The 25,396-nt window shown below is 63.9% G+C and carries 18 protein-coding genes and 1 CRISPR repeat array; of the genes, 9 read left to right on the forward strand and 9 right to left on the reverse strand.

Annotation, left to right across the window (positions count from 1 at the left end; translation table 11 throughout):
- Positions 1-4: 4 nt before the first annotated feature.
- Both DEM27_RS09390 and DEM27_RS09395 read left to right on the forward strand, forming a co-directional pair.
- Entirely contained in the window at positions 5-931 is a 927-nt protein-coding gene (locus DEM27_RS09390; protein WP_109457956.1) for a pseudouridine-5'-phosphate glycosidase, read from the forward strand.
- Positions 932-1,043: 112 nt separating this feature from the next.
- Positions 1,044-1,403 (forward strand): VOC family protein, encoded by a 360-nt coding sequence (locus DEM27_RS09395; RefSeq protein ID WP_109458205.1) that lies wholly within the window; start codon positions 1,044-1,046, stop codon positions 1,401-1,403.
- Between the two features lie 36 nt (positions 1,404-1,439).
- Here DEM27_RS09395 and cckA read toward each other — a convergent pair whose 3' ends face one another.
- Complete coding sequence (cckA, locus tag DEM27_RS09400) at positions 1,440-4,367, reverse strand: cell cycle histidine kinase CckA (protein ID WP_420028809.1); 2,928 nt, start codon at positions 4,365-4,367, stop codon at positions 1,440-1,442.
- A gap of 15 nt (positions 4,368-4,382) precedes the next feature.
- Here cckA and DEM27_RS09405 point away from each other — a divergent pair, with 15 nt between their 5' ends.
- Positions 4,383-5,435: a flagellar biosynthesis protein FlhF gene (locus DEM27_RS09405; protein WP_109457957.1), complete on the forward strand. Its 1,053-nt coding sequence runs from the start codon at positions 4,383-4,385 to the stop codon at positions 5,433-5,435.
- A 123-nt stretch (positions 5,436-5,558) separates the two neighbouring features.
- Here the strand turns inward: DEM27_RS09405 and dksA are convergent, their stop codons facing one another.
- Entirely contained in the window at positions 5,559-5,978 is a 420-nt protein-coding gene (dksA, locus tag DEM27_RS09410; RefSeq protein WP_109457958.1) for an RNA polymerase-binding protein DksA, read from the reverse strand.
- 278 nt (positions 5,979-6,256) lie between these two features.
- Here dksA and DEM27_RS09415 point away from each other — a divergent pair, with 278 nt between their 5' ends.
- From DEM27_RS09415 to DEM27_RS09430, 4 genes are all read left to right on the forward strand, one after another.
- Positions 6,257-6,757 carry a SixA phosphatase family protein gene (locus DEM27_RS09415; RefSeq protein ID WP_109457959.1) on the forward strand — a complete coding sequence of 167 codons (501 nt, stop codon included), beginning with the start codon at positions 6,257-6,259 and terminating at the stop codon, positions 6,755-6,757.
- 133 nt (positions 6,758-6,890) lie between these two features.
- The gene (locus DEM27_RS09420; protein ID WP_109457960.1) at positions 6,891-8,363 is read left to right on the forward strand and encodes a YcjX family GTP-binding protein; all 1,473 of its coding nucleotides are present in this window, start codon (positions 6,891-6,893) and stop codon (positions 8,361-8,363) included.
- A complete protein-coding gene (locus DEM27_RS09425) occupies positions 8,360-9,448 on the forward strand; it encodes a YcjF family protein (protein WP_109457961.1) in 1,089 nt (362 codons plus the stop codon). The genes DEM27_RS09420 and DEM27_RS09425 overlap by 4 nt, the downstream gene beginning before the upstream one ends.
- A 170-nt stretch (positions 9,449-9,618) precedes the next feature.
- Positions 9,619-10,164 carry a hypothetical protein gene (locus DEM27_RS09430; RefSeq protein ID WP_109457962.1) on the forward strand — a complete coding sequence of 182 codons (546 nt, stop codon included), beginning with the start codon at positions 9,619-9,621 and terminating at the stop codon, positions 10,162-10,164.
- A 57-nt stretch (positions 10,165-10,221) separates the two neighbouring features.
- Here DEM27_RS09430 and folK read toward each other — a convergent pair whose 3' ends face one another.
- Genes folK through folP form a run of 3 tightly spaced genes read right to left on the reverse strand, consistent with a single transcriptional unit; the run spans position 10,222 to position 11,967 of the window.
- A complete protein-coding gene (gene folK / locus DEM27_RS09435) occupies positions 10,222-10,743 on the reverse strand; it encodes a 2-amino-4-hydroxy-6-hydroxymethyldihydropteridine diphosphokinase (protein WP_420028812.1) in 522 nt (173 codons plus the stop codon).
- Positions 10,733-11,101, reverse strand: coding sequence for a dihydroneopterin aldolase (folB, locus tag DEM27_RS09440; RefSeq protein WP_109457963.1), 369 nt, complete (start codon positions 11,099-11,101; stop codon positions 10,733-10,735). The genes folK and folB overlap by 11 nt, the downstream gene beginning before the upstream one ends.
- Positions 11,098-11,967 carry a dihydropteroate synthase gene (gene folP, locus DEM27_RS09445; protein ID WP_474176023.1) on the reverse strand — a complete coding sequence of 290 codons (870 nt, stop codon included), beginning with the start codon at positions 11,965-11,967 and terminating at the stop codon, positions 11,098-11,100. The genes folB and folP overlap by 4 nt, the downstream gene beginning before the upstream one ends.
- Positions 11,968-12,113: 146 nt before the next feature.
- On the opposite strand from folP, the gene DEM27_RS09450 reads away from it, so the two are divergent.
- Positions 12,114-12,698: a DUF922 domain-containing Zn-dependent protease gene (locus DEM27_RS09450; RefSeq protein WP_245445757.1), complete on the forward strand. Its 585-nt coding sequence runs from the start codon at positions 12,114-12,116 to the stop codon at positions 12,696-12,698.
- A gap of 320 nt (positions 12,699-13,018) precedes the next feature.
- Here DEM27_RS09450 and DEM27_RS09455 read toward each other — a convergent pair whose 3' ends face one another.
- Both DEM27_RS09455 and DEM27_RS09460 read right to left on the reverse strand, forming a co-directional pair.
- Positions 13,019-13,339 (reverse strand): 2Fe-2S iron-sulfur cluster-binding protein, encoded by a 321-nt coding sequence (locus DEM27_RS09455; protein ID WP_109457965.1) that lies wholly within the window; start codon positions 13,337-13,339, stop codon positions 13,019-13,021.
- A 158-nt stretch (positions 13,340-13,497) separates the two neighbouring features.
- Positions 13,498-13,866, reverse strand: coding sequence for an Hpt domain-containing protein (locus tag DEM27_RS09460; protein ID WP_109457966.1), 369 nt, complete (start codon positions 13,864-13,866; stop codon positions 13,498-13,500).
- Between the two features lie 480 nt (positions 13,867-14,346).
- Between DEM27_RS09460 and DEM27_RS09465 the strand changes: the two genes are divergently transcribed.
- Positions 14,347-21,042: an apolipoprotein A-IV repeat region-like domain-containing protein gene (locus tag DEM27_RS09465; protein WP_109457967.1), complete on the forward strand. Its 6,696-nt coding sequence runs from the start codon at positions 14,347-14,349 to the stop codon at positions 21,040-21,042.
- Positions 21,043-21,285: 243 nt separating this feature from the next.
- A CRISPR array of direct repeats spans positions 21,286-23,167; the repeat unit is 32 nt; unit sequence GTCACCCGTCGTAGGCGGGTGTGGATTGAAAC.
- Positions 23,168-23,378: 211 nt separating this feature from the next.
- Here the strand turns inward: DEM27_RS09465 and DEM27_RS09470 are convergent.
- Together DEM27_RS09470 and DEM27_RS09475 are read right to left on the reverse strand one after the other, a co-directional pair.
- Positions 23,379-23,993 (reverse strand): ABC-type transport auxiliary lipoprotein family protein, encoded by a 615-nt coding sequence (locus tag DEM27_RS09470; RefSeq protein ID WP_109457968.1) that lies wholly within the window; start codon positions 23,991-23,993, stop codon positions 23,379-23,381.
- Between the two features lie 32 nt (positions 23,994-24,025).
- Positions 24,026-25,396: an MlaD family protein gene (locus DEM27_RS09475; RefSeq protein ID WP_109457969.1), complete on the reverse strand. Its 1,371-nt coding sequence runs from the start codon at positions 25,394-25,396 to the stop codon at positions 24,026-24,028.

Below are 25,396 nucleotides of genomic sequence, written 5' to 3' on the forward strand. Positions count from 1 at the left end.
CCCGATGACCAAAGCCCTCTCCCCCTCGCTGCCGATCGCCTATTCGAAGGAAGTTGCCGCCGCCAGGCAGCGCGGCGCGCCGATCGTCGCGCTCGAATCGACCATCATCACCCACGGCATGCCCTATCCCGGCAACATCGACATGGCCAACAGCGTCGAGGCGATCATTCGCGCCCAGAGCGCCGTGCCGGCGACCATCGCCGTGCTGCGCGGCACGCTGCATGTCGGTCTCGAGGCGGAAGAGCTGGAGCAACTGGCGCAGACGACAGACGCGCTCAAGGTGTCCCGCGCCGACATCGCCTTCGCCATCGCCGAACGCCGCACCGGTGCCACCACCGTTGCCGCGACGATGATCGCCGCAGCCCTCGCCGGCATCCGCGTCTTCGCCACCGGCGGCATCGGTGGCGTGCATCGCGGCGCCGAGGAGAGTTTCGATATTTCCGCCGATCTGGAAGAACTGGCCCGCACCCCGGTCATCGTCGTCTGCGCCGGCGCCAAGGCCATCCTCGATATCCCAAAAACCCTGGAGGTGCTGGAAACGCGCGGCGTGCCGGTCGTTACCTACGGTTCGAAGGATTTCCCGGCCTTCTGGTCGCGCGTTTCCGGCCTCGAAAGCCCGCTGATGCTCAGCAGCCCGGCGGCGATCGCCAATTTCCAGGCGGTGCGCGAGCAGATGGGCATCGATGGCGGCATGCTGATCGCCAATCCGGTGCCGGAAGCAGACGAGATCCCCAGGGACGAGATGGAAGTGTTCATCGCCCGCGCCCTGGAGAATGCGGAGAAGGACGACATTTCCGGCAAAGCCGTGACGCCCTACCTGCTCGCCGACATCTTCAAGCTCACCCAGGGCCGCAGCCTGAAGACCAATATCGCGCTTGTCGAGAACAATGCGCGGCTTGCGGCGGAGATCGCCGTGTCGCTGGCGGTTTGAATGAGAGCAATTCCGGCAAAAGTGCACAGCGGTTTCACGTCCGGAATTGCGCCGGAAAAAACTCACTAAGAGCGGCCGGCTCGTGCTGGCCGCCACCTGTCCGGGGCATGACATGCCGTTGACGCGAATCCTGCTCTATGTGCGCGACGTCGAGAAAACCACGCAATTTTACGCGACATTGTTCGGGCTTGAAATCCATCGGGCGGAAGGCGACCGGATCGTGGAACTGATCGATCCGCGGGGCGGCGCAAACCTGATGCTGCATCCCGCCGCCAAGAGCCAGAAAACGGGGCAAGCAACGGTGAAACTGGTTTTCTCCGTACCGGATGTCGAGAAATTCTGCAGCGAGTGCAGCGCCCGCGGCTTTCCCTTCGGCCCGATCCACCGCACGGGTAATTACGCCTTCGCCAATGCCAAGGATCCGGACGGAAACTCTATCTCCGTTTCCAGTCGCGGCGTACCTGAGAGCTGAAAGACAGACGCACGTCGCCCGTTTGCCGCCAGATGGTCAGGAATCCAGCATTTCCCAGACGGCCTCGGCAAGCTGCTTGAGCGAGAAGGGTTTGGGCAGGAAGCCGAATTTGGCATCGGCCGGCAGGTTGCGGGCAAAGGCGTCTTCGGCATAACCGGACACGAAGATGAATTTCAGGTCCGGATAGGTCTTGCGCAACTCGCCGAGCAAGGTCGGTCCGTCCATTTCCGGCATGACCACGTCGGAGACGACGATATCCACCTCGCCGTTCAACTCTTCCATGATCTCCAGCGCCTCGACACCCGATCCGGCCTCGTGCACGGTGTAGCCGCGGGTTTCCAGCATGCGCTTGCCGCCGCGCCGCACCGCTTCCTCGTCCTCGACGAGCAGGACGACGGCGGATTTTCCGGTCAGGTCGACCGGTTCCCTGGCCTTTTCGGCAACGGATACAGGCTGTCCGCCGGCCGAGGCAGCCGTGGCCGGCTGATGAGCAACGTTCTCGTTGGCGGCAACCACCGTGACGTCGGGAATGTGGCGTGGCAGGAAGACGCGGAAAACCGTGCCGCGGCCGACTTCCGATTCCGGATAGATGTAGCCGCCGGACTGCTTGATGATGCCGTAGACCATCGCCAGCCCGAGGCCGGTGCCCTTGCCCACCTCCTTGGTGGTGAAGAAGGGCTCGAAGATCTTGTCCATGATTTCGGGCGGAATGCCGGTGCCGGTATCGGCGACCTCGATGAGCACGAGATCTTCGTTCGGCAGGTCGGCATAATTGTAGCCGGCGACTTCCGCAGCCAGCAGGTTGCGGGTGCGCACGGTCAGCGTGCCGCCGCCCGGCATGGCGTCGCGGGCGTTGACACAGAGATTGATGAGCACCTGCTCGAATTGCGAAAGATCGGTCTTCACCGGCCAGAGGTCGCGGCCGTAATCGACGTTCAGCTTGACGTTCGTGCCGGAAATCAGCCGGTCGACCAGCATGCGCAGGTCGCCGACGACGTCGGTCAGGTTAAGCACCGTCGGCCGCATGGTCTGCTTGCGCGAGAAAGCCAGCAACTGGCGCACCAGCACGGCGGCGCGGTTGGCGTTGCGCTTGATTTCCATCAGGTCGGCAAAGCTGGCATCCGACGGCCGCACCTGCAGGAGCAGGTGGTCGGACGACAGGAGGATCGCCGTCAGCACATTGTTGAAATCGTGGGCGATGCCGCCGGCCAGCGTGCCGACCGCGTTCATCTTCTGGGTCTGCGCCATCTGGGTTTCGAGCGCCTTCTGCTCGGTCACCTCGACGGCATAAACGATGGCTGCTTCTTCCGGCGTCTCGTCCGTCTGGTCGATGACGGCGTTGACGTAATAGCGGAAATGCCGCGTCTCGTCCTTCGGATGGCGCGAGTCGATCGGCGGAATGTCGCCCTGCCGGTCCTTGGCGGCGGCCAGCGCCTGGGCCAGCCGGCCACGCTCGTTGTCGTGGACGATCGATTCCAGCAGCGCACCGCGATCGACGTCGTCGCGTGATACCACGCCGGAGAACAATTTCAGGAACGGCGCATTGGTGCGCAGGATCCGGCCGTCGCCACCGACGGAAGCGATCGCCATCGGCGTGTTGTTGAAGAAGCGGGTGAAGCGCATCGCCGCCACGGAGGCGGATTGGTCGCTCTCGTCATCCTTCTGCCTTGCGATGACGATGGTGCGGCTTTCGCCGGGCGCCCCGTCGCGCATCGAGGAAACCCGGTGGACGATGCGCACCGGCAGGCTCTGGCCGTTGGAACGGCGCAGGTCGAGATCCAGCGTCTCGGTCTTCTTCGATCCGGGCTCGGCCTGCACCGACTGGATCAGCGCCAGCCCTTCGCCGGCAACCAGTTCGCCGATGCTGAGGGAGCCGGGCACGAATTTCGTCAGGTCGATGCCGAGCCATTCGGCCAGCGTCGCATTGATATAGAAAATCTCGCCCTTGCGGCCGGCGGAAAAGAAGCCGGCCGGCGCGTGGTCGAGATAGTCGATGGCGTTCTGCAACTCCTTGAAGAAACGCTCCTGGTCGTCGCGCTCCGACGTGATGTCGGTGACCTGCCAGACATGCAGGCTGCCCTTGCCCTGCGGCTGCGGCAGGATGCGGGCGCGCAGCCGGTACCAATGGGCGCCGGAGCCATGGCCGGACGATGGACCGAGCGGCTTGAGAAGCCGGAATTCCTCGTGGCCGTCGCGGCCTTCGCGCAAACCGTTGGTCAGGCGGTAGAGCGCCTCGTTCGATTCGCGGTTGCGCGACAGAAGCTCTTCCAGCGTCTGCACCTCCGTCGCCTTGCTGGCGCCGATCATGCGGCCATAGGCGGCGTTGGCGTATAGCAGCCGGCCCTTGTCGTCGGTGATCAGCGTTCCGTCCGGCTGACTGTCGATGAAGCCACGGCCAAAACTGTCCGAGCGGCTCTGCGGCATCACCTCGACGAAACCGATGATCGACGACACGAGAAAGAAGATACCGACCATGGCCAGCACGCCGAGCAGGCCGAGAACGATTTCATTGTTGAGTTGGTCCTTGAAGAAGACGAAAGCGACGGCGGCACCGATGAGCACGAAGGCAAGCAGGATGATGCGCGCAACCGTGCCCGAACGCACGCCGCGATCCACCAAGGGCACCGTGTAATCGTCCGCCTGGGGCAATATCGTCTTCTCCTCGCGCTCGATGTCCGCTCGGGCCGCCGGGATTGACGGAAGGTGGAATCGGAACAGTCCGTTTACCTTTAGCAATTTGCGCCGGACCCACAAAGCACCGCGCGCCGAACGCGGCGACAATTCACAAGGAATACCGCTCACAAGGAATACCGCGGCTTCGGCTAGCAAAGGGCAGCTTTCCGCCGGGTTGCGGCGCCCTATATCCGCAAATACGCCGGCGATCCGCCGGGTTGTCCGAAGGAAGCTGGGGGCAGCCGCTTTTCCGGCTTGACCACGAACCGGGGTGCCGCAACAGTCGGCCATGGAGAATCTTGGTACATGGAAGATCTGATCGCAACCTATGGCGGGCGCCTGCTCGTCGCCGTCGCCGGCGTCGGCATCGCCCTCGTATGCCTAGTCTTCGTCCTGCGGTTCATCCGCAACCGGGCACCGGCACCTTTCCTGCGCGGCGGCCGCAACCGCCAGCCGCGCCTGCAGGTGCTCGATGCCGCAGCCATCGATGCGCGCCGCAGGCTGGTGCTGATCCGGCGCGACGACGTCGAACACCTGGTCATGATCGGCGGCCCGACCGATATCGTCATCGAGACGCGCATCCGCGCCGGAGGCAGCATCGCCGCCGCCGTCGAGGATGAGGACGACCGCCGCCACGAAGATTATTATTCCGCAACCGACGACGATTTCATCGCCGACGAGGAGGAAAACCAGGAGGATTATCGCCGTGACGACGACCGGCCGGTGCCGCCCGTCGCCCGCACCGCCGCCGCTTCCAATCCGCCGGCGCGCCTGTCCGGCACGTCCAATCCGGCTGCCGAATGGCGCAACCGCGCAGAGGCCGTGACCGAACCGGTGGTCGTGACGCCGCCGGCGATGGAGACGCGGCAGCGCTCTCTCGACCTCGACCGGCCGGTGCCGGCCACCCGCGCCGAAGAGCCGGCCGTTGCCGTCAGCCGCCCGGCAGCGCTCAACCCGCTGGAGGCCGCGCGCCGAAAACTGTTTCCCGCCGAGCGGGAAAAAGCCGCAGTGCAGCCGGTGGCCACCCCGGTGCAGAAAAGCGTGCCGACCGAGCGCGCCACCGCAACACCGGAACGGCAACAGACGCCCGTGGCCGGCCGTGCGAGCGCAGCCAATATCGGCAGCGAGATCGACGATTTCGAACGCATGCTCGAAGCCGAGATGGCCGCTCGCCTCGAGGCCAATCGCGGCCCGGGGCAATCACGCGACACCGCCCAGACGCCGCGCCCGGTGACCGTGGTGCAGCAGGCCAGCCGCCCGCAGCAACAACAGCCTGCGGCAAATGATCGCGAACAGCGTGCCATGCAGCAGGAAATGGCCCGCATCTTCGGCGAAAGTGCCCCGCGATACGACAAATAAAGACAGCCGGGAGGAAGGGCGGGCATGTCCTGCCCTCGCCCCCGCTCTGCAATCCACGCCAATAAAAAAGCCGCAAGGACGGTCATCCTTGCGGCTCAATTTTTTCCAAAGTCTGGAGGCGATTTATTCGTCCCGGTAGACTTTTTCCCTGCGCTCGTGGCGCTCCTGGGCTTCGATCGACAAAGTCGCGATCGGCCTTGCGTCGAGACGCTTGAGGCCGATGGGCTCGCCTGTCTCCTCGCAATAGCCGTAGGTTCCATCATCGATGCGCTGCAAGGCGGCATCGATCTTGGAAATGAGCTTGCGCTGGCGGTCGCGGGCGCGAAGTTCGATGGCTCTGTCGGTTTCTGAAGAAGCCCTGTCCGCAAGATCAGGGTGGTTTGCACTCTCTTCGGCCAGATGACCGAGGGTTTCGCGTGCTTCCCGGAGGATGTCGTTTTTCCAGGCAACAAGCTTGGCACGAAAGTAAGCTTTTTGCTTGGAATTCATGAACTCATCGTCATCCGAGAGTACGTAGCTGCTAAGATCGATCTTCTCACTCAACGCGATTCTCCTGAAGAACATCTCAATGCCGGGTGTATATCCCATGAACGGACAAGGATTCAAGCCTCATGGCCAAGTGTTAAGCATTTTTAAATCTGTCACAAAATTCGGCTAAAGGTCTAATTTTTCAGCAGATTTATAGAATCGTGATTCTAGCTCGCCGGACTTGCGCCAAGCCTGCGTCCGGTTTACAGCCCGCCACGACCACGGCTCTGTTGACGGCAGCCGTGCCGAGAAGCTAGGTCATAACCATATCGATCCGAGCCGGAGCTTCGCGCATGCCACGCCTTTCGCCGCCGCCCTCCCGCATCTACCTGCTGCGCCATGCGAAGTCCGCCTGGGCCTTGCCGGGGCAAAGGGATTTCGATCGCCCTCTCGACGACACCGGCTTTGCGGAAGCCGAATATATCGCCGATACCGCCTCCGACCGCGGCTATCGCCCCGACCTGGTGATCTCGTCGACGGCGACCCGCTGCCGGCAGACCGCCGAGGCCATGCGCCGTGTTTTCGGCCCCGAACTGGAACTGCAATATGTCGATGCGCTCTACAACGGCACACTCGACGCCTATATCGAGATCATGGACGCCCAGACGGCCTATCGTTCGGTGATGCTGGTCGGCCACAATCCGACGATGGAGGAAACCTTCGAGGCCCTGGTCGGCCGCGAAGTCGCCCGCCATCGGCTGCCGGAGGGATATCCGACCGCTGGCCTTGCGGTACTCGACGATGCGGGCTCCGATCCGCACTGGGCATTGCGCGACATGCTCGCCCCGCGCTGAAGCAAGTGCGAGGCGGCTCTTTTCCCGCGACCATCGACCGCCTATATCGCAGTCACGCATTTTCAGAATGCTGCAGCCGCTTCTGCGCGTCATAGGCGCTACAAACGGCACGCGCCACAGGGAAAGCCGAAACTTGCCGCCATCGCTCACATCCTTCACCGACGACGCGCTGATCGCCTTCGACAATCTCACCGATCGCGCCGCCAATCTGGTCAATCCGTCCATCCGTCTCGGCGTCACCGGCCTGTCGCGATCCGGCAAGACGGTGTTCATCTCGTCGCTGGTCCACAATCTCCTGCATGGCGGCCGCCTGCCGCTGTTCGAACCGGTGCAATCCGGCCGGGTCTCCGCCGTGCGCCTGGAACAGCAGCCGGACGACGCCATTCCGCGCTTTCAGTACGAGGATCACGTCAAGGCGCTGGTGAAGGAGCGCCTCTGGCCGGATTCCACCCGCGCCATCTCCGAACTGCGCATCACGCTCGACTATCGCAGCGCCAGCGGCTGGAACCGGATGTTTTCTCCCGGCCGCCTGTCGATCGACATCGTCGACTATCCCGGCGAATGGCTGCTCGACCTGCCGCTGCTCGCCCAGGATTTCCGCAGTTTCAGCGACAACACCGTGACGCTCGCCCGCAGCGGCATCCGCGCCGAACTGTCCCGCCCCTGGCTGGAACTGGCATCGGGCATCGACATGGATGCACCCGCCGACGAGATGGTGGCGCGCCAGCTCGCCAGCGCCTTCGCCGACTATCTGCGTGCCTGCAAGGCCGACGAACGCTCGCTGTCGACGCTGCCGCCCGGCCGTTTCCTGATGCCGGGCGATCTCGACGGCTCGCCGGCCCTCACCTTCGCGCCGCTGCCGGACATGCCGGATACCAAGGCGCCGCGCGGCTCGCTGCGGGCGATGATGGAGCGCCGCTACGAGGCCTACAAGACGGTGGTGGTCAAACCCTTCTTCCGCGAGCATTTCGCCCGCCTCGACCGGCAGATCGTGCTCGTCGATGCGCTGCAGGCGATCAATCGCGGCCCGGAGGCCGTGCTCGATCTTCAACGGGCGCTCGCCGACGTGCTGGCCTGTTTCCGCCCCGGCCACAACAGCTTCTTTTCCGCGCTCTACACGCGCCGCATCGACAGGGTTCTCGTGGCGGCGACCAAGGCCGACCATCTGCACCACGAGAGCCACGACCGGCTGGAAGCGATCACCCGCCGCCTCGTCGACCGGGCGATCCGCGGCATCGGCATGAGCGGCGCCGGCATCGACACATTGGCGCTCGCCTCGGTGCGCGCCACCCGCGAGGCCACCGTCAATCGTGACGGCCATACGCTGCCCGTCATCGTCGGAACGCCGATGGCTGGAGAAACGATCAATGGCGAACAGTTCGACGGAAAACGGAAAACCGCCATATTTCCCGGTGACTTGCCGGACAATCCGGATTCATTTTTTCAAGCGCTTGAATCGGATTCAGAGCAGCATCTTCCCGATCTCAACGTCGTCCGTTTCCGCCCGCCGGCGGTGGAGGAAAGCAGCGCGGGCATAAAACTGTCGGTGCCGCACATCCGCCTCGACCGAGCCCTGCAATTCCTCTTCGGAGACCGTTTGGCATGAGACCGCCCGAACCGCAAAAAGCCGACAGGACGTCCGCCCGCAAGCCCGCCGCCTTCCGTATCGAAGAAGAAGAGGCGGAAACGCCGGCTGTCGCACCGCCGCCGCTGCGGCGCAGTCCGCAGAGTTTCGACGAGGCCGTCGTCATGACGCCGGACGAACTCGATCCCTTCCTGTCCGAAAAGGCGCCGGACGAGGCCACCAGCCTCATCGTGCCCGAACCGCGCCGGAAACGGTTTTCGTTCGGCAAGCTTGCCGCCGGCGCCTTCGGCATCCTCCTGTCGCTGGCGCTCGGCCTGTGGACAGACCAGCTGATCCGCGATCTCTTCAGCCGCGCCGACTGGCTCGGCTATACGGCCATCGGCGCCGTCGCCATTGGCATCCTCGCCGTTCTCGCGCTGGCGGGACGGGAGCTTGCCGGCCTCTTCCGCCTCACCGCCGTGCAGTCGCTGAAGACGGACGCAGAGGCTGCAAGGCTTGCAGGCGGGCCAAAACCCGCCCGCGCCGTCGTCGACCGGCTGCTGGCGCTTTTGTCCTCCCGCGCCGAAACGGCAAAGGGCCGCGCTACGCTGAAGGCGACGGAAGGCGAGATCATCGACGGCCCGCACCTGATCGACCTTGCCGAACGCGAACTGCTGACGCCGCTGGACCGGCAGGCGCGCGCCCTTATCCTCGGCGCCTCGAAACGGGTTTCCGTCGTCACCGCCGTCAGCCCGCGCGCCATCGTCGACCTGCTTTACGTGCTGTTCGAGGCGGTGCGGCTGGTGCGCAACATGGCGGAGCTTTACGGCGGCCGGCCGGGCGCGCTCGGCATGATGCGCCTCTTCCGCGACGTGCTGGCGCATCTGGCGGTCACCGGTTCGATCGCCGTCGGTGACAGCCTGGTGCAGCAGGTGCTCGGCCACGGCCTGGCGTCGAAACTCTCCGCCCGCCTCGGCGAAGGTGTCGTCAACGGCCTGATGACGGCACGCATCGGCATCGCCGCCATGGATCTGTGCCGGCCCCTGGCGTTCCGTGCCTTGAAGCGTCCGGGCATCGGCGATTTCATGGGCGACCTCGCCCCGAGCTTCTCCGGCGGTGCCAAGTAGACGCTCATATGGAAATGAAATCAGGCAGCTAGTCTGGCCTGTCCTGGCACGCAGCTTCGCCCATATGCTTACCGGAAAGTGTTTTTTGACGCGGCGCGAAACCAAGCATTAACCATTCTCGGGCAAAACTCCGGGTCAGAATCGGCTATTGCCTACCCAAGGAATGTCTCATGTATCCGCGCTGCATTTCTATTTTTTGCGCCGCCGCAGCGGTGCTTTCTCCTCTGGCCGCCAGCACCGCGGCTGAAGCCGCCAAGAGGGACAAGGCCTTCTTCCAATCCGTTGCCGGCAACTGGAAAGGTCCGGGCGAGATCGTCGCCGGCAAATACAAGGGCACGAAATTCACCTGCGACCTGACGGGTGTGCCGCAGGAAGGCAACAAGGCCGGCGTCAAGCTCGACGGCACCTGCCGCGTCGGCGTCTTCAAGCAGCCGATGTCGGCGGTGATCACCGAGGCCGGCCGTTCCTACAAGGGCAAGTTCCTCGATGGCGGCGCCGGCAAGGGCCTGGACATTGTTTCCGGCGCCGTCAGCGGCGACAAGGTGGTGCTCGGCATCAACCGTTCGAAGCTGAACGGCGCGATGATCGCCCGCCTCGAAGACGACAACGCCATGAAGGTGACGATCTCGGTCAAGGTCGAGGACAAGATGATCCCGGTCATCGGCGTCACGCTCAACCGCCAGGTCGACGACATCAAGGTCGGCTCGATCGAATAAATTCCGCCCGACGGCGGATCGCAGGCGGCCGGAGACATCCGTGCCGCCTTTTGCAGCTCAATAGCCGCGCCACCAGTCGCAATCCGCCTCGGCGACGACAATTCCCGTCGTATCGGCCTCCGCGAGCCACGCCCCGACGCTGCGGCCGGAAACGATCATCTCCGCCGCGAAATCGGCCAGCGGCATCAGCACGAAGCCGCGCACGGTCATGCGAGGATGCGGCAGCTCGAGTTTTTGAGAGCGCATTTCCAGCGCGCCGTAGGTCAGGACGTCGATATCGATCGTGCGCGGCCCCCAGCGTTCGTCGCGCACGCGCTTCATTTCGCGTTCAATGTCGAGGCACAGATCGAGCAGGCGCTCCGGCAGCAGCGTCGTTTCGATGCCGGCGCAGGCATTGAAGAAATCCGCCTGATCCGTCTTGCCCCAAGGAGGCGTGCTGTATAGCCGCGACACGGCCAAGACGCGACAATGCGCGTCCGCATCGAGCCGGCGCAAGACGCTTGCCATGGCGCGCGGCGGATCGCCGAGATTGCCGCCAAGGCCGAGCGTCGCGTAATGCCGGGAAGGATCAGCAGGAATGCTCAACGGTCACCTGAACGTAGTCGAGGATGCCGGGCACCGGTGCAGCCGGCTTGCGCACGGTGATCTTGGTGCGGCGGACCTGGGAAAATTGCCGACAGATCGTCTTGGCGATCTCGAGGGCCAAGGCCTCGATGAGGTAGCGGCGCGTGCCGGTGACGATCGTCTCGACGACCTGAAACACCTCGCCGTAATGCACGGTGGATTCGATGTTGTCGGTCTCAAGCGCATCGCCGGGCTCGACCTCCATCTCCACATCGACGAAAAAGCGCTGGCCGAGGAATTCCTCCTGGTCGAAGACGCCGTGGCGCGCGAAAAAGGCGCAGTTCTTCATCTCGATGACGTAGGTCTTGCTCATGCGCCGTGCTCCGCTCCTGGCTTATGCCTTGCGGCAAGCATAGCATCCGCCACCGCCAGCGCATCCCTGTTGATTGCGACATTATGGACGCGGAAAAGGGACGCGCCCATCAAACGCAGAATGGCCGTGGTCGCCGCCGTCGCCACGTCGCGATCGCGGGCATCACGCCCCGTCGCCGTGCCGAGGAAACGCTTGCGCGACGTACCGGCAAGCAGCGGCAGGCCGAAGCTGGCAAGCTCCTCGAAACGCGCCATCAAAGCGAAATTCTCGTCCGCCGTCTCCTTGGCGAAACCGAAACCGGGATCGAGCACGATAGTGTCACGCGGGACGCCGGCGGCATCGCAGATCGCCAGCGACCGCTTGAGGAAAAACCTCTGGTCCGCGATCACGTCGTCGAGTTTCTGCCGTTCCCTGCCGCTGTGCATCAGGCAAAGGCCGGCTCCGGTCCGGGCTGCCACATCGGCAATTTCGGGCTCGCGTTGCGCCGCCCAGACGTCATTGATGATATGAGCGCCGGCCTCGATGGCCGCAAGCGCCGTACCGGCGCGGTAGGTATCGATCGAAATCAGAATGTCGCTTCGTTTCGCCAGCGCCGCGATGACGGGCAGCACCCGCGCCTTCTCGGCCTCCTCCGTGACCGGAGCGGCACCGGGCCGGGTCGATTCACCGCCGATGTCGATGATGACGGCGCCCTCCTCGACGCAGGCCAGCGCATGGTCGATAGCACGCGCCGCCGTTTCGTGGTCGCCGCCGTCGGAGAAGGAGTCGGGGGTGACGTTGACGATCGCCATCAGCCAGCCCTTCTCGCCGAGTTCCAGGCTGCGGCCATGCGCCAGGCGCCAGATGCCTTTGCCGATCGCTGTCACCGATAAACCATCCTTCCGCAAAAAAGACGGGGAAACAGAAGAGCCCGTTGCCTTCGCCGCCGCTATGCCGCAAGCTAACACCAGTTTCAACCCGGCAGACCAGATGAATGACCTTAGCGCACAGATCCCTCGGCCTTATCGCAGCTATGGCGTTTTTTTCCGGTCTGGCGGAACAGGCCTGCGCTGAAACCATCATCAGCAAGTCGGTTTCCTATTTCACCATCCGCGGCACCACCGCCGAAGAACTCGACCACGAGCTCAACCGCCGCGGCCCGCTGACCAAGACGTCCGGCCTGCGCCACCCCGGCGCCACCCGCATCAAGTTTGGCGGCGCCGTCACCTATTTCGAAAAAGGCGGCCGCTGTCGGGTTCAGGAAGCCAGGATCACGCTTTCGACACAGATCATCCTGCCGCAGTGGAAGAACCGCAAGAAGGCCAAGCCAGGCCTGGCGATGATCTGGGAAACGTTGTCCGCCGACATCAAGCGGCACGAGGAGCGCCACGCCGAGATCGCCCGCAACCATGCCCGCGACATGGAACGCAAGCTGCTGCGGCTGGGACCGGAAAGAAGCTGCGAAGCCCTGCAGGCCCGCGTAGCCGCCGTCTCGAAAGCCGCCATCGACACCCACGACCGCGACCAGGCCCGCTTCGACCGCATCGAAGCCGCCAATTTCGAAGATCGCATGATGCGGCTTCTGCGTCACCGCATGAAGGCGAAAACGCTGAACTGAAGTCCCGATACGGCTGGAAAAATCGAAAACCGGAAGTTTTGGGCCGAAACTTGCCCGAAACTTGTGATTACCCCTGTGAATAACCGATTATTTCTCGGCGTAGATATTGATCGGCTTCTCGATTAATATTTTCATCAGCTTAAAGAGATCAAGCTTAAATGCCACGAGTTCTCCTGGCGCGTCCGATAGCCGCAGGTGTTTCCTCCCTCTCCTGCCGGTGATGCGCCCTCCTCGCCTCGCTTCTCGCACCACGAGAGCGAGGCTTTTTTTTGCGTGACCGCAGAATGGGGAAGCATCGGCTTCCGCCGATGGGCGATGGCCTAAGCCTGCCGCTCCGGCACGTGCACGACGACCCCATCGAGGGCGTCGGTCACCTTGATCTGACAGGAGAGCCTGGAGGTCGGTCGGACGTCATAGGCGAAATCGAGCATGTCCTCCTCCATCGGCTGCGGCGGACCGACGACCGCGGTCCACGCGTCGTCGACATAGACATGACAGGTGGCACAGGCACAGGCACCGCCGCATTCGGCTTCGATCCCGGGGACCGAATTGCGCACGGCATTCTCCATCACGGTCGAGCCGTTTTCGGCGTCGAGGTCGAAACGAGTGCCGTCGAAGGCAACGATGGTAAGCTTGGTCATGATGATCGGAATCCGGTGAAAGACGATGTGGGAAGACGGTTTCTTCCATCAAATTTCCGGGCCAGTCAATCAGAAGGGAAGAATACCGCCGCGGCATCACGCTCCCCCGACGGGAGACAGGGGCGCCGACGGCATCGCCATCGCACCCCAGATCCACCTTAGCGGCAGAGCTTGAGAATGAAATTCTCGGCCTCGAGCACGGCCGCACCGACCGAAGCCAGCAGGGCGGCGTCACCCGGCGTTTCTTCCAGCCGCTCGGCAGCGGTCGATACCTGGAAGGCGCCGACGGCGCTTGCCGCACCCTTGAGACGGTGAACGGCGGCCAGCATGCCGTCGCCTTCGAGGCGCGAAATCTCCTGCAGGCAGTTGCGCGCCTGGCGGGCGAACATCTGCAGGACCTCCATTTCGAGGGCCTTGTCGCCCATCGTCTGATTCGCCAGATGGACAAGATCGATCGGACGCGCCCGTGACGGGCTGCTTCCTCGGACGTTGTCAGGGGCCTCGAATGCGATACTCACCGCTGCCATGTGCCAAATTTCCTTTAGTTTTGTTATTTTGGTAGGCCCATCGTGAGGCCGCGGCACTGCCATCGTGTTAAATTCGGGCACAATCAGGGCGAAATTCTTTCGATATGGTTAATGCCCATTAAACTCTCCTAAAATAAACGCTTTTCACCCTCGTCTTGGTTTAAAAATTGTTAACAACGGCTTAGCCCCCTTCACCGGAGCCGGATGCTGAATTGTATCAAGGGCATGAATGTGTCACTACGGTACTACTAGGTTTTGTAAGTTAGGCGTGAAGACGCCTCAAGGAGTGGATAGCGGTTTCTTAAGATACCGTGTGCTTGAAAAAGCGGATATCTCTGCTTGAGAAGGAAATGAATTCCGGGACGGCCGCCGAGATTGGCGGTTCGTTCTAACTGTAGGCAAACCAACGACATTCCGGCGCCTTGGCGGCGCGCCGGAAGCAAAGTCCGCGGAAGCCGATGTGTAACGAGGCGTAATGGCATGGCGAACAACCGAAACAGCGAGTCGATCGACGAAAAGGCCTACCAGGCGTTGGAAGACGCCTTGCAGATCAATTTTCGCGACGACAAGCCTGCGCCGCGTGGCAGATCCACCTCTGAGTCCCGGGAGGGTAAAGTGTCCGACAATCCCAAATCGCGTCCCAGGCCCGGCGCCGAGCCCGGTCGCCGGCCTGCCGAAGGCACGCGTCCCGAAGCCGCGCCGCGCGGCCAGACACCTGCCCCCGCCAACGACGCCAGCCGCCGTAGTCCGGCGGCGATCCTGAAATCCATCGACGGCGCCTCGACGCAATCGGCGATGCGTAGCGCCATCCTCGTGTCGCTGCTCTGGCTGCTCGGCGGCTTCGGCCTGGCGCAGATCCTCTATGCGCCGCAGATCTGGCAGATCCGCTCCTTCGGCGACTTCCTCGCCCTGCCCGGCGCAGCAGCCCTTCTGGTCGGCATCATCCTGCCGCTGATGCTGTTCTTCGCCTTCGCCGTGATGATCGCCCGCGCCCAGGACATGCGCAACGCCGCCCGTTCCATGGCCGAAGTGGCCCTGCGCCTCGCCGAGCCGGAAACCGCCGCCAGCGATCGCATCATGAGCGTCGGACAGGCCGTGCGCCGCGAAGTGTCTGCGATGAACGAGGGCATCGAGCGCACCATCGCCCGGGCCGCCGAACTCGAAACGCTGGTGCATTCGGAAGTCAACGCGCTGGAGCGCAGCTATACCGACAACGAGATGCGCGTACGCGGCCTCGTCCAGGAACTGGGCACGGAGCGCGAGGCGATCGTCAACCACGTCGAGCGCATCCGCTCGACCATCGTCGGCGCCAACGAGCAGCTCAAGGAAGAAATGTCGCTGGCGACGGAAGAGATCACCGTGCGCCTCGCCACATCCGGCGAGGCTTTCGCGTCTCTGATCGACACGCGCGCAGCGCTTTTGATGGAAAAGTCCGATTCCGCCTCCGAGGCGATCGGCAGCATGCTGAGCAACCGCACGGAAACCCTGCTGCAGACGCTGAATTCCTCCGGATTCGCGCTCGCCAACGAGTTCGATACGCGCCTGGAGGAACTGTCGCACACGCTGAACGACCGCGGCAAGGAACTGCTGGCGCAGTTCGAGACCCGCGCCTCGACGCTCGACGCCAACACCGAGCGCCTGAACGCGGCCCTGAACGAACGCGCCCATCAACTCAACGAGACGCTGATCTCGCGCACCCGTGAAATCAACGAAAGCCTCACCGGCGGCCACTCGACCATCGCCGGCACGCTGGACGCCGTGCTGAGCAAGCTGAATTCGACGCTGGACGAAAAGGGCGCAAGCTTCCGCCAGAGCCTGCAGTCGAGCGCCGACGACACGATCATGGACCTCGACCTGCGCTCGGGCTTCTTCGAGGAGCGCCTGCAGTCGACCGTCAACCAGCTGTCGACCATCTTCGACGAGCGGGTCTCGGAATTCGCCGAAGCCTTCGAACAGCGCGTCGGCACGCTCGACAGCAAGCTGATGGAAAGCCTGACGCGTATCAACGAGACGCTGTCCGGCGGTTCGGAATCGATCGACGGCATCCTCAACTCCAGCATCGAGCGCATCGGCGCCACGCTGAACGACCAGTCCTTCGCCCTGGCCACGGCGCTCAGCGCCGGCCAGGACGTGCTGGAAAGCAGCATCGACGCCAAGGTGCAGGACATTGCCGACCGGATGCATTCCCGCTCCGGCGAGATTACCCAGGTCCTGTCGCAGACCACTGGCGAAATCACCGCGGCCCTCGGCGAGAAGACCGCCGAAATGGCCGCCGTTCTCGGCGCCCGCACCGACGAGTTCACCTCGACGCTCGATAGCCGCAGCAGCGAGATCACCGGCGCGATCGGCCGCAAGACGTCGGAACTGTCGGCGCTGCTGAGCGAGACCGCATCCAACCTGTCGAGCGAACTCGACATGCGCTCGATGGAACTCACCGCGACGCTCGGCGCCCGCGCCGAAGAAATCACCGCGGCACTCGGCAGCGGCACGGAAGAAATGAGCACGGCTCTCAACAGCCGCATGCAGGAAATGACCTCGGCGCTTTCGGCCCGCACCGGCGAGATCACCTCGTCGCTCGACACCCGCACCACCGAGATCACCCAGGCGCTCGGCAACGCCCAGGAACGCATCGACCGCGTCATGAGCGAACACGGCAGCAGCCTGGTCGGCAATCTGGAAAGCAGCCAGGCGCGCCTTGCCGATGCGCTCGCCAGCCGCTCGGAAGCGATCATCGCCTCCGTGGCGGAAAACCACGACCGCCTCGCCGCGACGCTCGACGAACGCGCCTCGGCCATTGCCGGCGTGTTCGAAAGCCGCACCGACGCCATGGCGGCGCGTGTCGCCGAAAGCGAGCAGCGCCTTGCCGCCGCGCTCGACGACCGGGCGGCGACCATCGCCGGCTCGATCGACAAGGGCCATGGCCTGATCGCCGGCGCTCTGTCGGAAGGCGAACAGCGTCTTGCCAGCACCCTCGATGAGCGCGCCGCAACCATTGCCGGCTCGCTGGAGCATGGTCACTCGCGCATCGCCGGTTCGCTTGCCGAAGGCCAGATCCGCCTCGATCACGTGCTCGACGAGAAGGCATCCGCGGTTGCCGCATCGCTCGGCCAGGGCGAACAGCGCATCACCGATGCCCTGGCGGCTGGCCAGATCCGCCTCGATGCGGCACTCGACGACCGCACCAGCACCTTCCTCAACTCGGTGTCCAACAGCCAGCAGCGCCTGACCAACGCACTCGACGAGCGCACCGACATGATCTCCGGCATGCTGCAGCGCGGCGAGGAGCGGATCAGCAACTCGCTCTCCGACGGCCAGTTCAACCTGGACATGATGCTGGAGACTCGCGTTTCCGCCGCCGTGGAAGCACTTGGCGATGCGGAAAACCGCGTCACCAGCAGCTTCGGGACCCAGACCGAAGCGATCCGCAGCGCCTACGAGACCAACCAGCAGAAGCTCGAAGAAACGCTCGTCAGCCAGACAGGCACCCTCTCCTCGCTGCTCGACAACGGCCGCCAGGGCGTGGAAGCCATTGTCGGCGCATCGGTGGCGCGCGTCGAAAACGTGCTGTCGGCCAGCGCCCAGCAATTCGACGCCACCCTCTCCGGCGGCCTCACGCAGATCGAGACCGCACTCGGCGGCACGCACGAGCAGATCCGCGCCACGCTCGACGAGCGCAGCACGGCGATTGCCGCCAGCCTCAAGGATGCCCGCGACACGCTGGAAAACACGCTGGTCGAACAGACCACGTCCATCGGCACGACGATCGCCACCAGCGCCAGCATGCTGGAAATGACGCTGGAAGACCACGAGGCGGCCATGCGCCAGTCGATCGACGGCAGCGCCCGCAATCTCGAGGAGCGCCTGCGCGAAAGCACCAGCCATCTCTCCAGCGGGCTGCAGGAGACCGCCGACGGCATCTCCCGCCTAACAGAAGACATGGCAACCCGCATCGAGCGCTCGGCCGACAGCCTCGCAGGTCGCGTCGCCGAAAGCGGCAGCCGCATCGAGACCAGCTTCTCGCTGCTCGACGGCCAGATCCGCGACGGCACGACCGCCCTCAGCGAGCGTGTCGGCACCGCCGGTCGTGCGATGACCGATGCCTTGTCCAACCAGATGTACGCGCTGCAGCAGGCGAGCAGCGAGGCGGCGGAGCGTCTCAACACGACGCTCAGCAGCGGCACGGCACAGCTGGTGGAAACCTTCGAGGCGCGCACCTCCGCGCTTGCCGAAACAGTCGACACGCGCACCGCGACCCTTGCCGAAACCGTCGATACGCGCACAGCAACGCTTGCCGAAACAATCGATAGCCGCAACGCCGCGCTCATCGACACCTTCGACACCCGCACGGCGCGCATCGACGAACGCCTGACCACGATGGACCGGGCGCTGAACGTCGGCCTTGAAAACGTCAACCGCACGATCGAGGAAAAGGCCGCCGGCCTCGCCTCCACCCTGCGCCATGCCGTTTCCGATGCCACGCAGGGTCTCGATGCCGAAGCCATGCGCACCGCCGACATCCTGTCGCGGGCCGGCGCGCAGTTCGTCGAACAGATCGACACGCGCAACGCCGAATTCACCCAGTCTGTCGAGGAGCGCTCCGAGCGCATCGTCAACCGCGTTACCGAGACCCAGAACCGGCTGGCCGCCCAGGCCGCTGCCGTGGCGCAGACCTTCTCCGCCGCCGGCAACGCCATCGTCAACAAGGTCGCCGAAGCCGAAGGCCTCGTCGGCAATCAGGTCAACGCCATCTCGCAGGCATTGTCGAATGCGGAATCGGCGCTCGATGCCCGTGGTGCCTCCATCCGCGGCGCGCTGCAGGAAAGCTCGGAAGGCATCGCCCAGGCAATGACCGAAGCCGAACGCCTGCTGTCGGCCCGCGGTGCCTCCATCCGCTCGACGCTCGGCAGCAGCGCTGCGGAACTGAGCGACACGCTTGCCGAAGCCGAAAAGGCGTTCGAGGCGCGCGGCTCCGCAGTGCGCGAAACCTTCGAAAACAGCACGGCTCAGCTTGCCCAGACGCTCACAGAAGCCGAGCAGGCGCTGGCCGCCCGCGGCACGTCGATCCGCTCGACGCTGCACGGCAGCACGGAAGAGATCGCTTCGACGCTGTCTGCCGTCGATCGCGCGCTCGAAGCCCGCAGCGATGCGATCCGCGTCAGCCTCGACCAGCGCGCCCGCGAAATCGAAGCGTCGCTCTCCGACGTCGACAAGGCGCTCGAAGCCCGCGGCGCCTCGGTGCGCAGCGCAATCGACGACCGCACCCGCGAGCTGAATTCGATGCTCTCCGGCCGTTCCGCCGAACTGGCGCGTCTGATCGACGAGAAGGCCCGGCCGATGCTCGACGATTATGCCGCCATCGGCCGCACCGCCGCCGAGCAGATCGCCGCCGCCACCCAGACCAGCGCCGACCGCCTGCGCGCCGAAAACGCCGCCCTGATCAACGCCATCACGGCGCGGGCGGACAATGCCGCAAACCAGCTTTCGACCCTGGAAAACAGCCTGACGCAGAACGTCAACAGCCTGATCGACCAGTTGGCCCAGAGCAATTCCGGCATCGCCTCCGTCGTCAGCCGCGCCAGCGAAGACCTGCGCGGCGTCAACGAAAGCCTGGAATCGGTCACCACCCGCTTCGCCGAAACGGCGGAAAAGGCTGCCGATCGCGTCTCGACCTCCACCCGCTTCCTCGAAGGCAAGGTGGAAAAACTGTCGAGCATCTCCGGCGACACGCTGTCCCAGGTCTCGTCGATCGTCGCCCGCTTCAGCGACCACTCCAAGGTTCTCGGCCAGGCTTCCGACCTGCTGTCGGCCGCCCAGTCGAATCTCGTCAACACGCTCGAAGAGCGCGAGGAGGCCCTGCGCACCCTGGCCATGGGCCTCGTCAAGCGCTCCGACGAGATCGAGACCTCGATGCGTTCGCTGGCCGGCATGGTGGAAACCGCCTTCGACCGGGCCGAGCAGCGCTCGAACCAGGTTGCCGGTAACCTTCGTCAGGGTATCCAAACCTCCTTCGCCGAAGTCGGCCGGGTTCTTTCCGATGCCGAACAGCGGGCCGAAGCCGCCGCCGAGGGCCTGCGCGACACCTTCGTCAAGGCGACGCAGGATGTCCGCGCCACGCTCGACGGGTCCTTCGGCGAGGCGGAAAAACGCTCTGGCGAATTTGCCGGCCGCGTCCGCAGCGGCATGACCGCATCGCTCTCGGATATCGACAAGCTGCTGTCCGAAACCGGTAGGAAGTCCGACGAGGCCGCCGAACAGATGCGCGAAACCCTGCGCCAGAGCGTCGAGGAAGCGGTCAACCGCTTCGCTGGCGCCACCGACGAGATCCGCCGCTCGGCGCACGAGATCCGCAAGGAACTCGACGTTACCCGCGGCGAACTCAAGAAGGGCGCCTTCGACCTGCCGGAAGAAGCCCGCGAAAGTGCTGCCGCCATGCGCCGCGCCGTCTCGGAGCAGATCAAGGCGCTGCAGGACATCTCGCAGATCGTCGGCCGTTCGTCGCGCAATCTCGAAGTATCGGAACCCGTCATGCGCGCCATGGCCGAAACCCAGCCGGTCCAGCGCCCGCAACCATCCGTCGCCCAGACTCCGGTACAGCCGACCGCGCGCCCGATGGAGCCGCTCGGCCTGCGCGGCAGCCTGACGACCGACCGCACGGCAGCGACACCTGCCCGTCCGGCGGAAACGGCACGCCGCGAAGAAAGCGGCGGCTGGATCAGCGACCTGCTGCGGGGCGCCTCACGCGACGAGACCGACGTCCAGCCGCAGCGTGCGCAGCAGCGCCAGCAGCCGGAAGCGTCAGCGCCACGCAACGGCGACAGCCGCAACCCGCGCCACGTGGTCGAATCGCTGAATTCGCTTTCGGTGGATATCGCCCGCGCCATCGATCATGACGCTTCGGTCGATCTGTGGCGGCGCTACCAGCGCGGCGAGCGCGACGTCTTCACCCGTCGCCTCTACACGCTGAAGGGCCAGCAGACTTTTGACGAGATCAAGCGCAAATACGAGCGGGAGCCGGAATTCCGCACCGCCGTCGACCGCTACATCGCCGATTTCGAAAAGCTGCTCTCGGATGTCGCCCGCACCGACCGCGACAAGACGGTGACGCAGTCGTACCTGACCTCCGACACCGGCAAGGTCTACACCATGCTCGCCCACGCCGCCGGCCGCTTCAACTAAGCCGCCGAAAGCCCTAAATCCCGATCCCGGCCTGCTCTCCGCGGCGCCGGGATTTTTTATGGAAACCGTGCGAACGACAAGCGTGCCGTCTGGAGCCGGCAGGCTCGCGCTAGTATAACGCACTGTAATTCAATCTATTTTTCGAGAGTCCGCGCAATCACCTCCCGCATACCGCAAAAATTCCCGCCAACCGCGCGCGCAACTCCTTTTGTTCAACAGTTCAAAGTGCTTAAACGGCAGACAGTCACCCGTCGTAGGCGGGTGTGGATTGAAACGCTCGATGCCGTGGGACGAAGCGCTCCGCTGGTAGTCACCCGTCGTAGGCGGGTGTGGATTGAAACTAATTCGGGAATATCGAGCGAACGCCACCATCCGGTCACCCGTCGTAGGCGGGTGTGGATTGAAACGTGACGTGCGCGGTGATCATCGCGCTTGTCGTCGGTCACCCGTCGTAGGCGGGTGTGGATTGAAACACGGCCTCCGCATGATGGACCAGGCCGGTAAATGGTCACCCGTCGTAGGCGGGTGTGGATTGAAACATTCACCCAGGGCTTTGCGATCTGCACGCCGCGCGTCACCCGTCGTAGGCGGGTGTGGATTGAAACTCGCGTACGAGGCGCAATTGATCGCTGCAGTTGGTCACCCGTCGTAGGCGGGTGTGGATTGAAACCGCTGAGATCCGTAGACTTGGTCGTCAGGATCGGTCACCCGTCGTAGGCGGGTGTGGATTGAAACGCCAAACAGATGGACGCGGTTGTCGCGTTTCTGCAGTCACCCGTCGTAGGCGGGTGTGGATTGAAACCTTAAACATGTCCTGGAAGCACTGAAAGGGCACCGTCACCCGTCGTAGGCGGGTGTGGATTGAAACTGCGTTCTGTGTAACTGAAGCCGCCAAGCAGGAGGTCACCCGTCGTAGGCGGGTGTGGATTGAAACCGGTGACCGGGTACGGCGACGTCGCCCTGGAGGGGTCACCCGTCGTAGGCGGGTGTGGATTGAAACTCGATGCGCAGGATATGTACCAGGAGCGCCTGCGTCACCCGTCGTAGGCGGGTGTGGATTGAAACGACATTGCTCAGAAAGCAATGCAGATGGTCGGAACGTCACCCGTCGTAGGCGGGGGTGGATTGAAACCGGCGGCAGCTATGTGCATTGGGGCTTTAAAAAAGGTCACCCGTCGTAGGCGGGTGTGGATTGAAACAGCTACCGGCTGATCACGGCCTAATCCACAAAGGACGTCACCCGTCGTAGGCGGGTGTGGATTGAAACGTGATCAGGTGCCGGTATGGGTCGGCCTTGCACGTCACCCGTCGTAGGCGGGTGTGGATTGAAACCCCGCACCGGGATTTGAGGTGCGGGAAACAATGTGTCACCCGTCGTAGGCGGGTGTGGATTGAAACCGGTATTTCTGGGATGCGGCCACGGCGCCATTCCGGTCACCCGTCGTAGGCGGGTGTGGATTGAAACACGACGATTGCCGCCTGCGAGTTCGTCGATTGGCGTCACCCGTTGTAGGCGGGTGTGGATTGAAACATGCAGGCGTGCCTGGCCTCGATAAGTCGTCGCGTCACCCGTCGTAGGCGGGTGTGGATTGAAACATCGCTCGGAGCCCTCCGTAGTGGCGGCGCGGTCGTCACCCGTCGTAGGCGGGTGTGGATTGAAACAACGTGGACTTCGACCCGTAGGCCATCTGCCAGAAGTCACCCGTCGTAGGCGGGTGTGGATTGAAACCTGTCCTACATCGGCGTCGAGGCTGACGAAGGCCGTCACCCGTCGTAGGCGGGTGTGGATTGAAACCGGCCAGGTGATCGGCTCGCCGTCGAAGCGGATGGTCACCCGTCGTAGGCGGGTGTGGATTGAAACTGCGCAGGCGTGAAGCATGCGGCACATGTCCGCGGTCACCCGTCGTAGGCGGGTGTGGATTGAACCTCGAATGTCGGCGCCCGCTTTGCTGCGGCCGACAGTCACCCGTCGTAGGCGGGTGTGGATTGAAACGTAGCGATTCGAACGGCGAGGCTCCGCGCTCTCGGTCACCCGTCGTAGGCGGGTGTGGATTGAAACTTCCCAGTGCGTCACTTCCTCCTCATGCGGAGCGGTCACCCGTCGTAGGCGGGTGTGGATTGAAACTCGGCGATTTCGGCGCAGATGGCCGAAACGAGGCGGTCACCCGTCGTATAGGCGGGTGGGGGTTGAAACCGGAACTCCTGCGCCTCATCGACAACGATCTGGTCACCCGCCCCAAACGGGTGCGGATCGAAACGAACAGGAGCGACGCGACGAGGTCATGCAATGGCCGGCGCCATCCGGGAATTCTCCGGATGGCGCTCTCGGCAGCGGCTCAGATTGCCCGCAGCGTCCAGTCGACGATCTCGGCGGTCACCGTGGCAAAAGCGGCGTCGAGTGCGCGGATGAAGGCGGTGTTGCCGGCGCTGCCGGCGACGGGGGAAGCGGCTGAGAAGATTTTCTGGGCGATCACGGTGCCGTTGCGGTCGTTGAGGATTTTGACGGAAATCTCGACATTGGCCCGGCGCCCCGCCGTATTGATCTCGAAGGCGCGGATATCGCTGACGATCTGGTAGTCGATCGCCAGCCCCTGCCCCGGCTTGCCGACGCCGCCGAGCTTGCCGGTGTCTTCGAAAGCCTCGACCAGCTTGGCCTGGACCATGCGCGGCAGCTTGTCGCTCCATTGCGCCTTCGACAGATACTGGATCTCCGAAGTCGAAACACGCACCATCACCTGATCGCTGCCGAGCGCGCTCAGCGCCGTCGGTTCCGGCACCAGGATCTGGCGGTTGCGCGCCGCCGGCCCGTCGGCGGAAACGGCGGTGTTGAGGTCGAACGTATCGTTCTTGGCGCCGCCGCCGCAACCGGTCAGAAGTGCCGCAACGAGCGGCAGCATGACGAGAAGGCTGCGTTTGGGGCAACGACGCAGAACCAGTTGCGATCCGACCATACTCTTCCCACCCTTCGTCGTTGCCATGCGTGTCAATGCCGGTTCCGGCCATTATAGGTCTTGACCGTGTCGCCGCCGAAAATCAGCCGTTGCGGGTCACGGTCGAAATTGCTGATCGCATCGTTGAGATTTTCCACCGTGCGGCGCGTCTCGCCGACCAGCGTCTGCACGTCGCGCAGGCCGGTCGAGGAAAAGCGCGACAGATTGTCGGCTATCGGCCCGATGCGGGCATTGAGATTGTCGGCGACGCTGCGGAAGGAGTCCAGCGTCTTGCGTGCCTCCGCAAACAGCGAGTTGGCGTCGCCCGAGCCCAGCAAACCATCGACCTTGGCCAGAATGCCGTCGACGCGGTTCGAGGCGGCGTTCAGCTTGTGAGCCATGTCGGACACGTCGGCGATCGTCTGGTCGATCTCCTGCTGCCGCTTGGAGATATTGTCGGTGACGCCGCGGATCGAGGCGATCGCCTGGCGGGCATCCGCCGTCGCCGCCGAGACATCGTCGATCGAACCGCTGATCTTGGCCGTATCCACCGCCGCCAGCAGGTCTTCGGCCTTCTTGAGCGCCTTCTCCGCCTCGGCGCCGAACCGGTTGAAGGTTTCCGCCGTCTGCCGGAAGGATTTCACCGTCTCGCTCAACTGGCCGCTCGACGCGGCAATGTCGGTGCTGATCTTCTCGGCATTGGTGACGATGGTGCGGATCTGTTGCGGATCGACGCTCTTCACCAGCGATTCGACCCCTTCGATGGTCGAATCGAGGCGGCCGGAAATGCCGGTCACGGTGTCGGACAAGGATGCGACGCTCTTCAGGAACTTGTCGATGCCCTCGGAATTGGCCTTGAGCGAGTTGGTGAACTGCTCGACGTTCTTGACCGTGTTGGTCAGCGGGTCGCGGGCATCCCGCACGAAACCCTGGATGTCGTCGATGGCATCGTCCGCCTTGCCCATGATCTTGTCGGCGGTGGCGAGCAGGTTGGTGACGCTCGACTGGTCGGCCAGTATGATCGCCGTCTGGTCCTTGTCGCGGGCCGCCTGCAGGATGTTTTCCTCGCCGGTCTTGCCGCCGGAAAGCTCGACATAGGCAGCCCCCGTCAGGCCCTGGATTTCCAGCACCGCCTTGGTAGAGGTGTAGATCGGCGTGTCTTCCTTGACTTCGGCAAGCGCGATCGAGAATTCCGGCTCGTCCTTGTCGATCGCCAGGTTGCGGACGGTGCCGACCGCGATGCCGTTGAAACGCACCGGCGACCCGACGCTGAGGCCGTTGGCCGAACCGGGAATGCGGATGATCAGGTCCGTCATCGGCCCGCCGCGGCCGTACTGGGCCATCCAGTAGACAAAGCCGAATGCGGCGGCGATCACCAGAATGGTGAAAAACCCGACGATGGCGTAGTTGGCTCTGGTTTCCAT

This window comes from Rhizobium album (genome assembly GCF_003122325.1).
Lineage (GTDB): Bacteria > Pseudomonadota > Alphaproteobacteria > Rhizobiales > Rhizobiaceae > Metarhizobium > Metarhizobium album.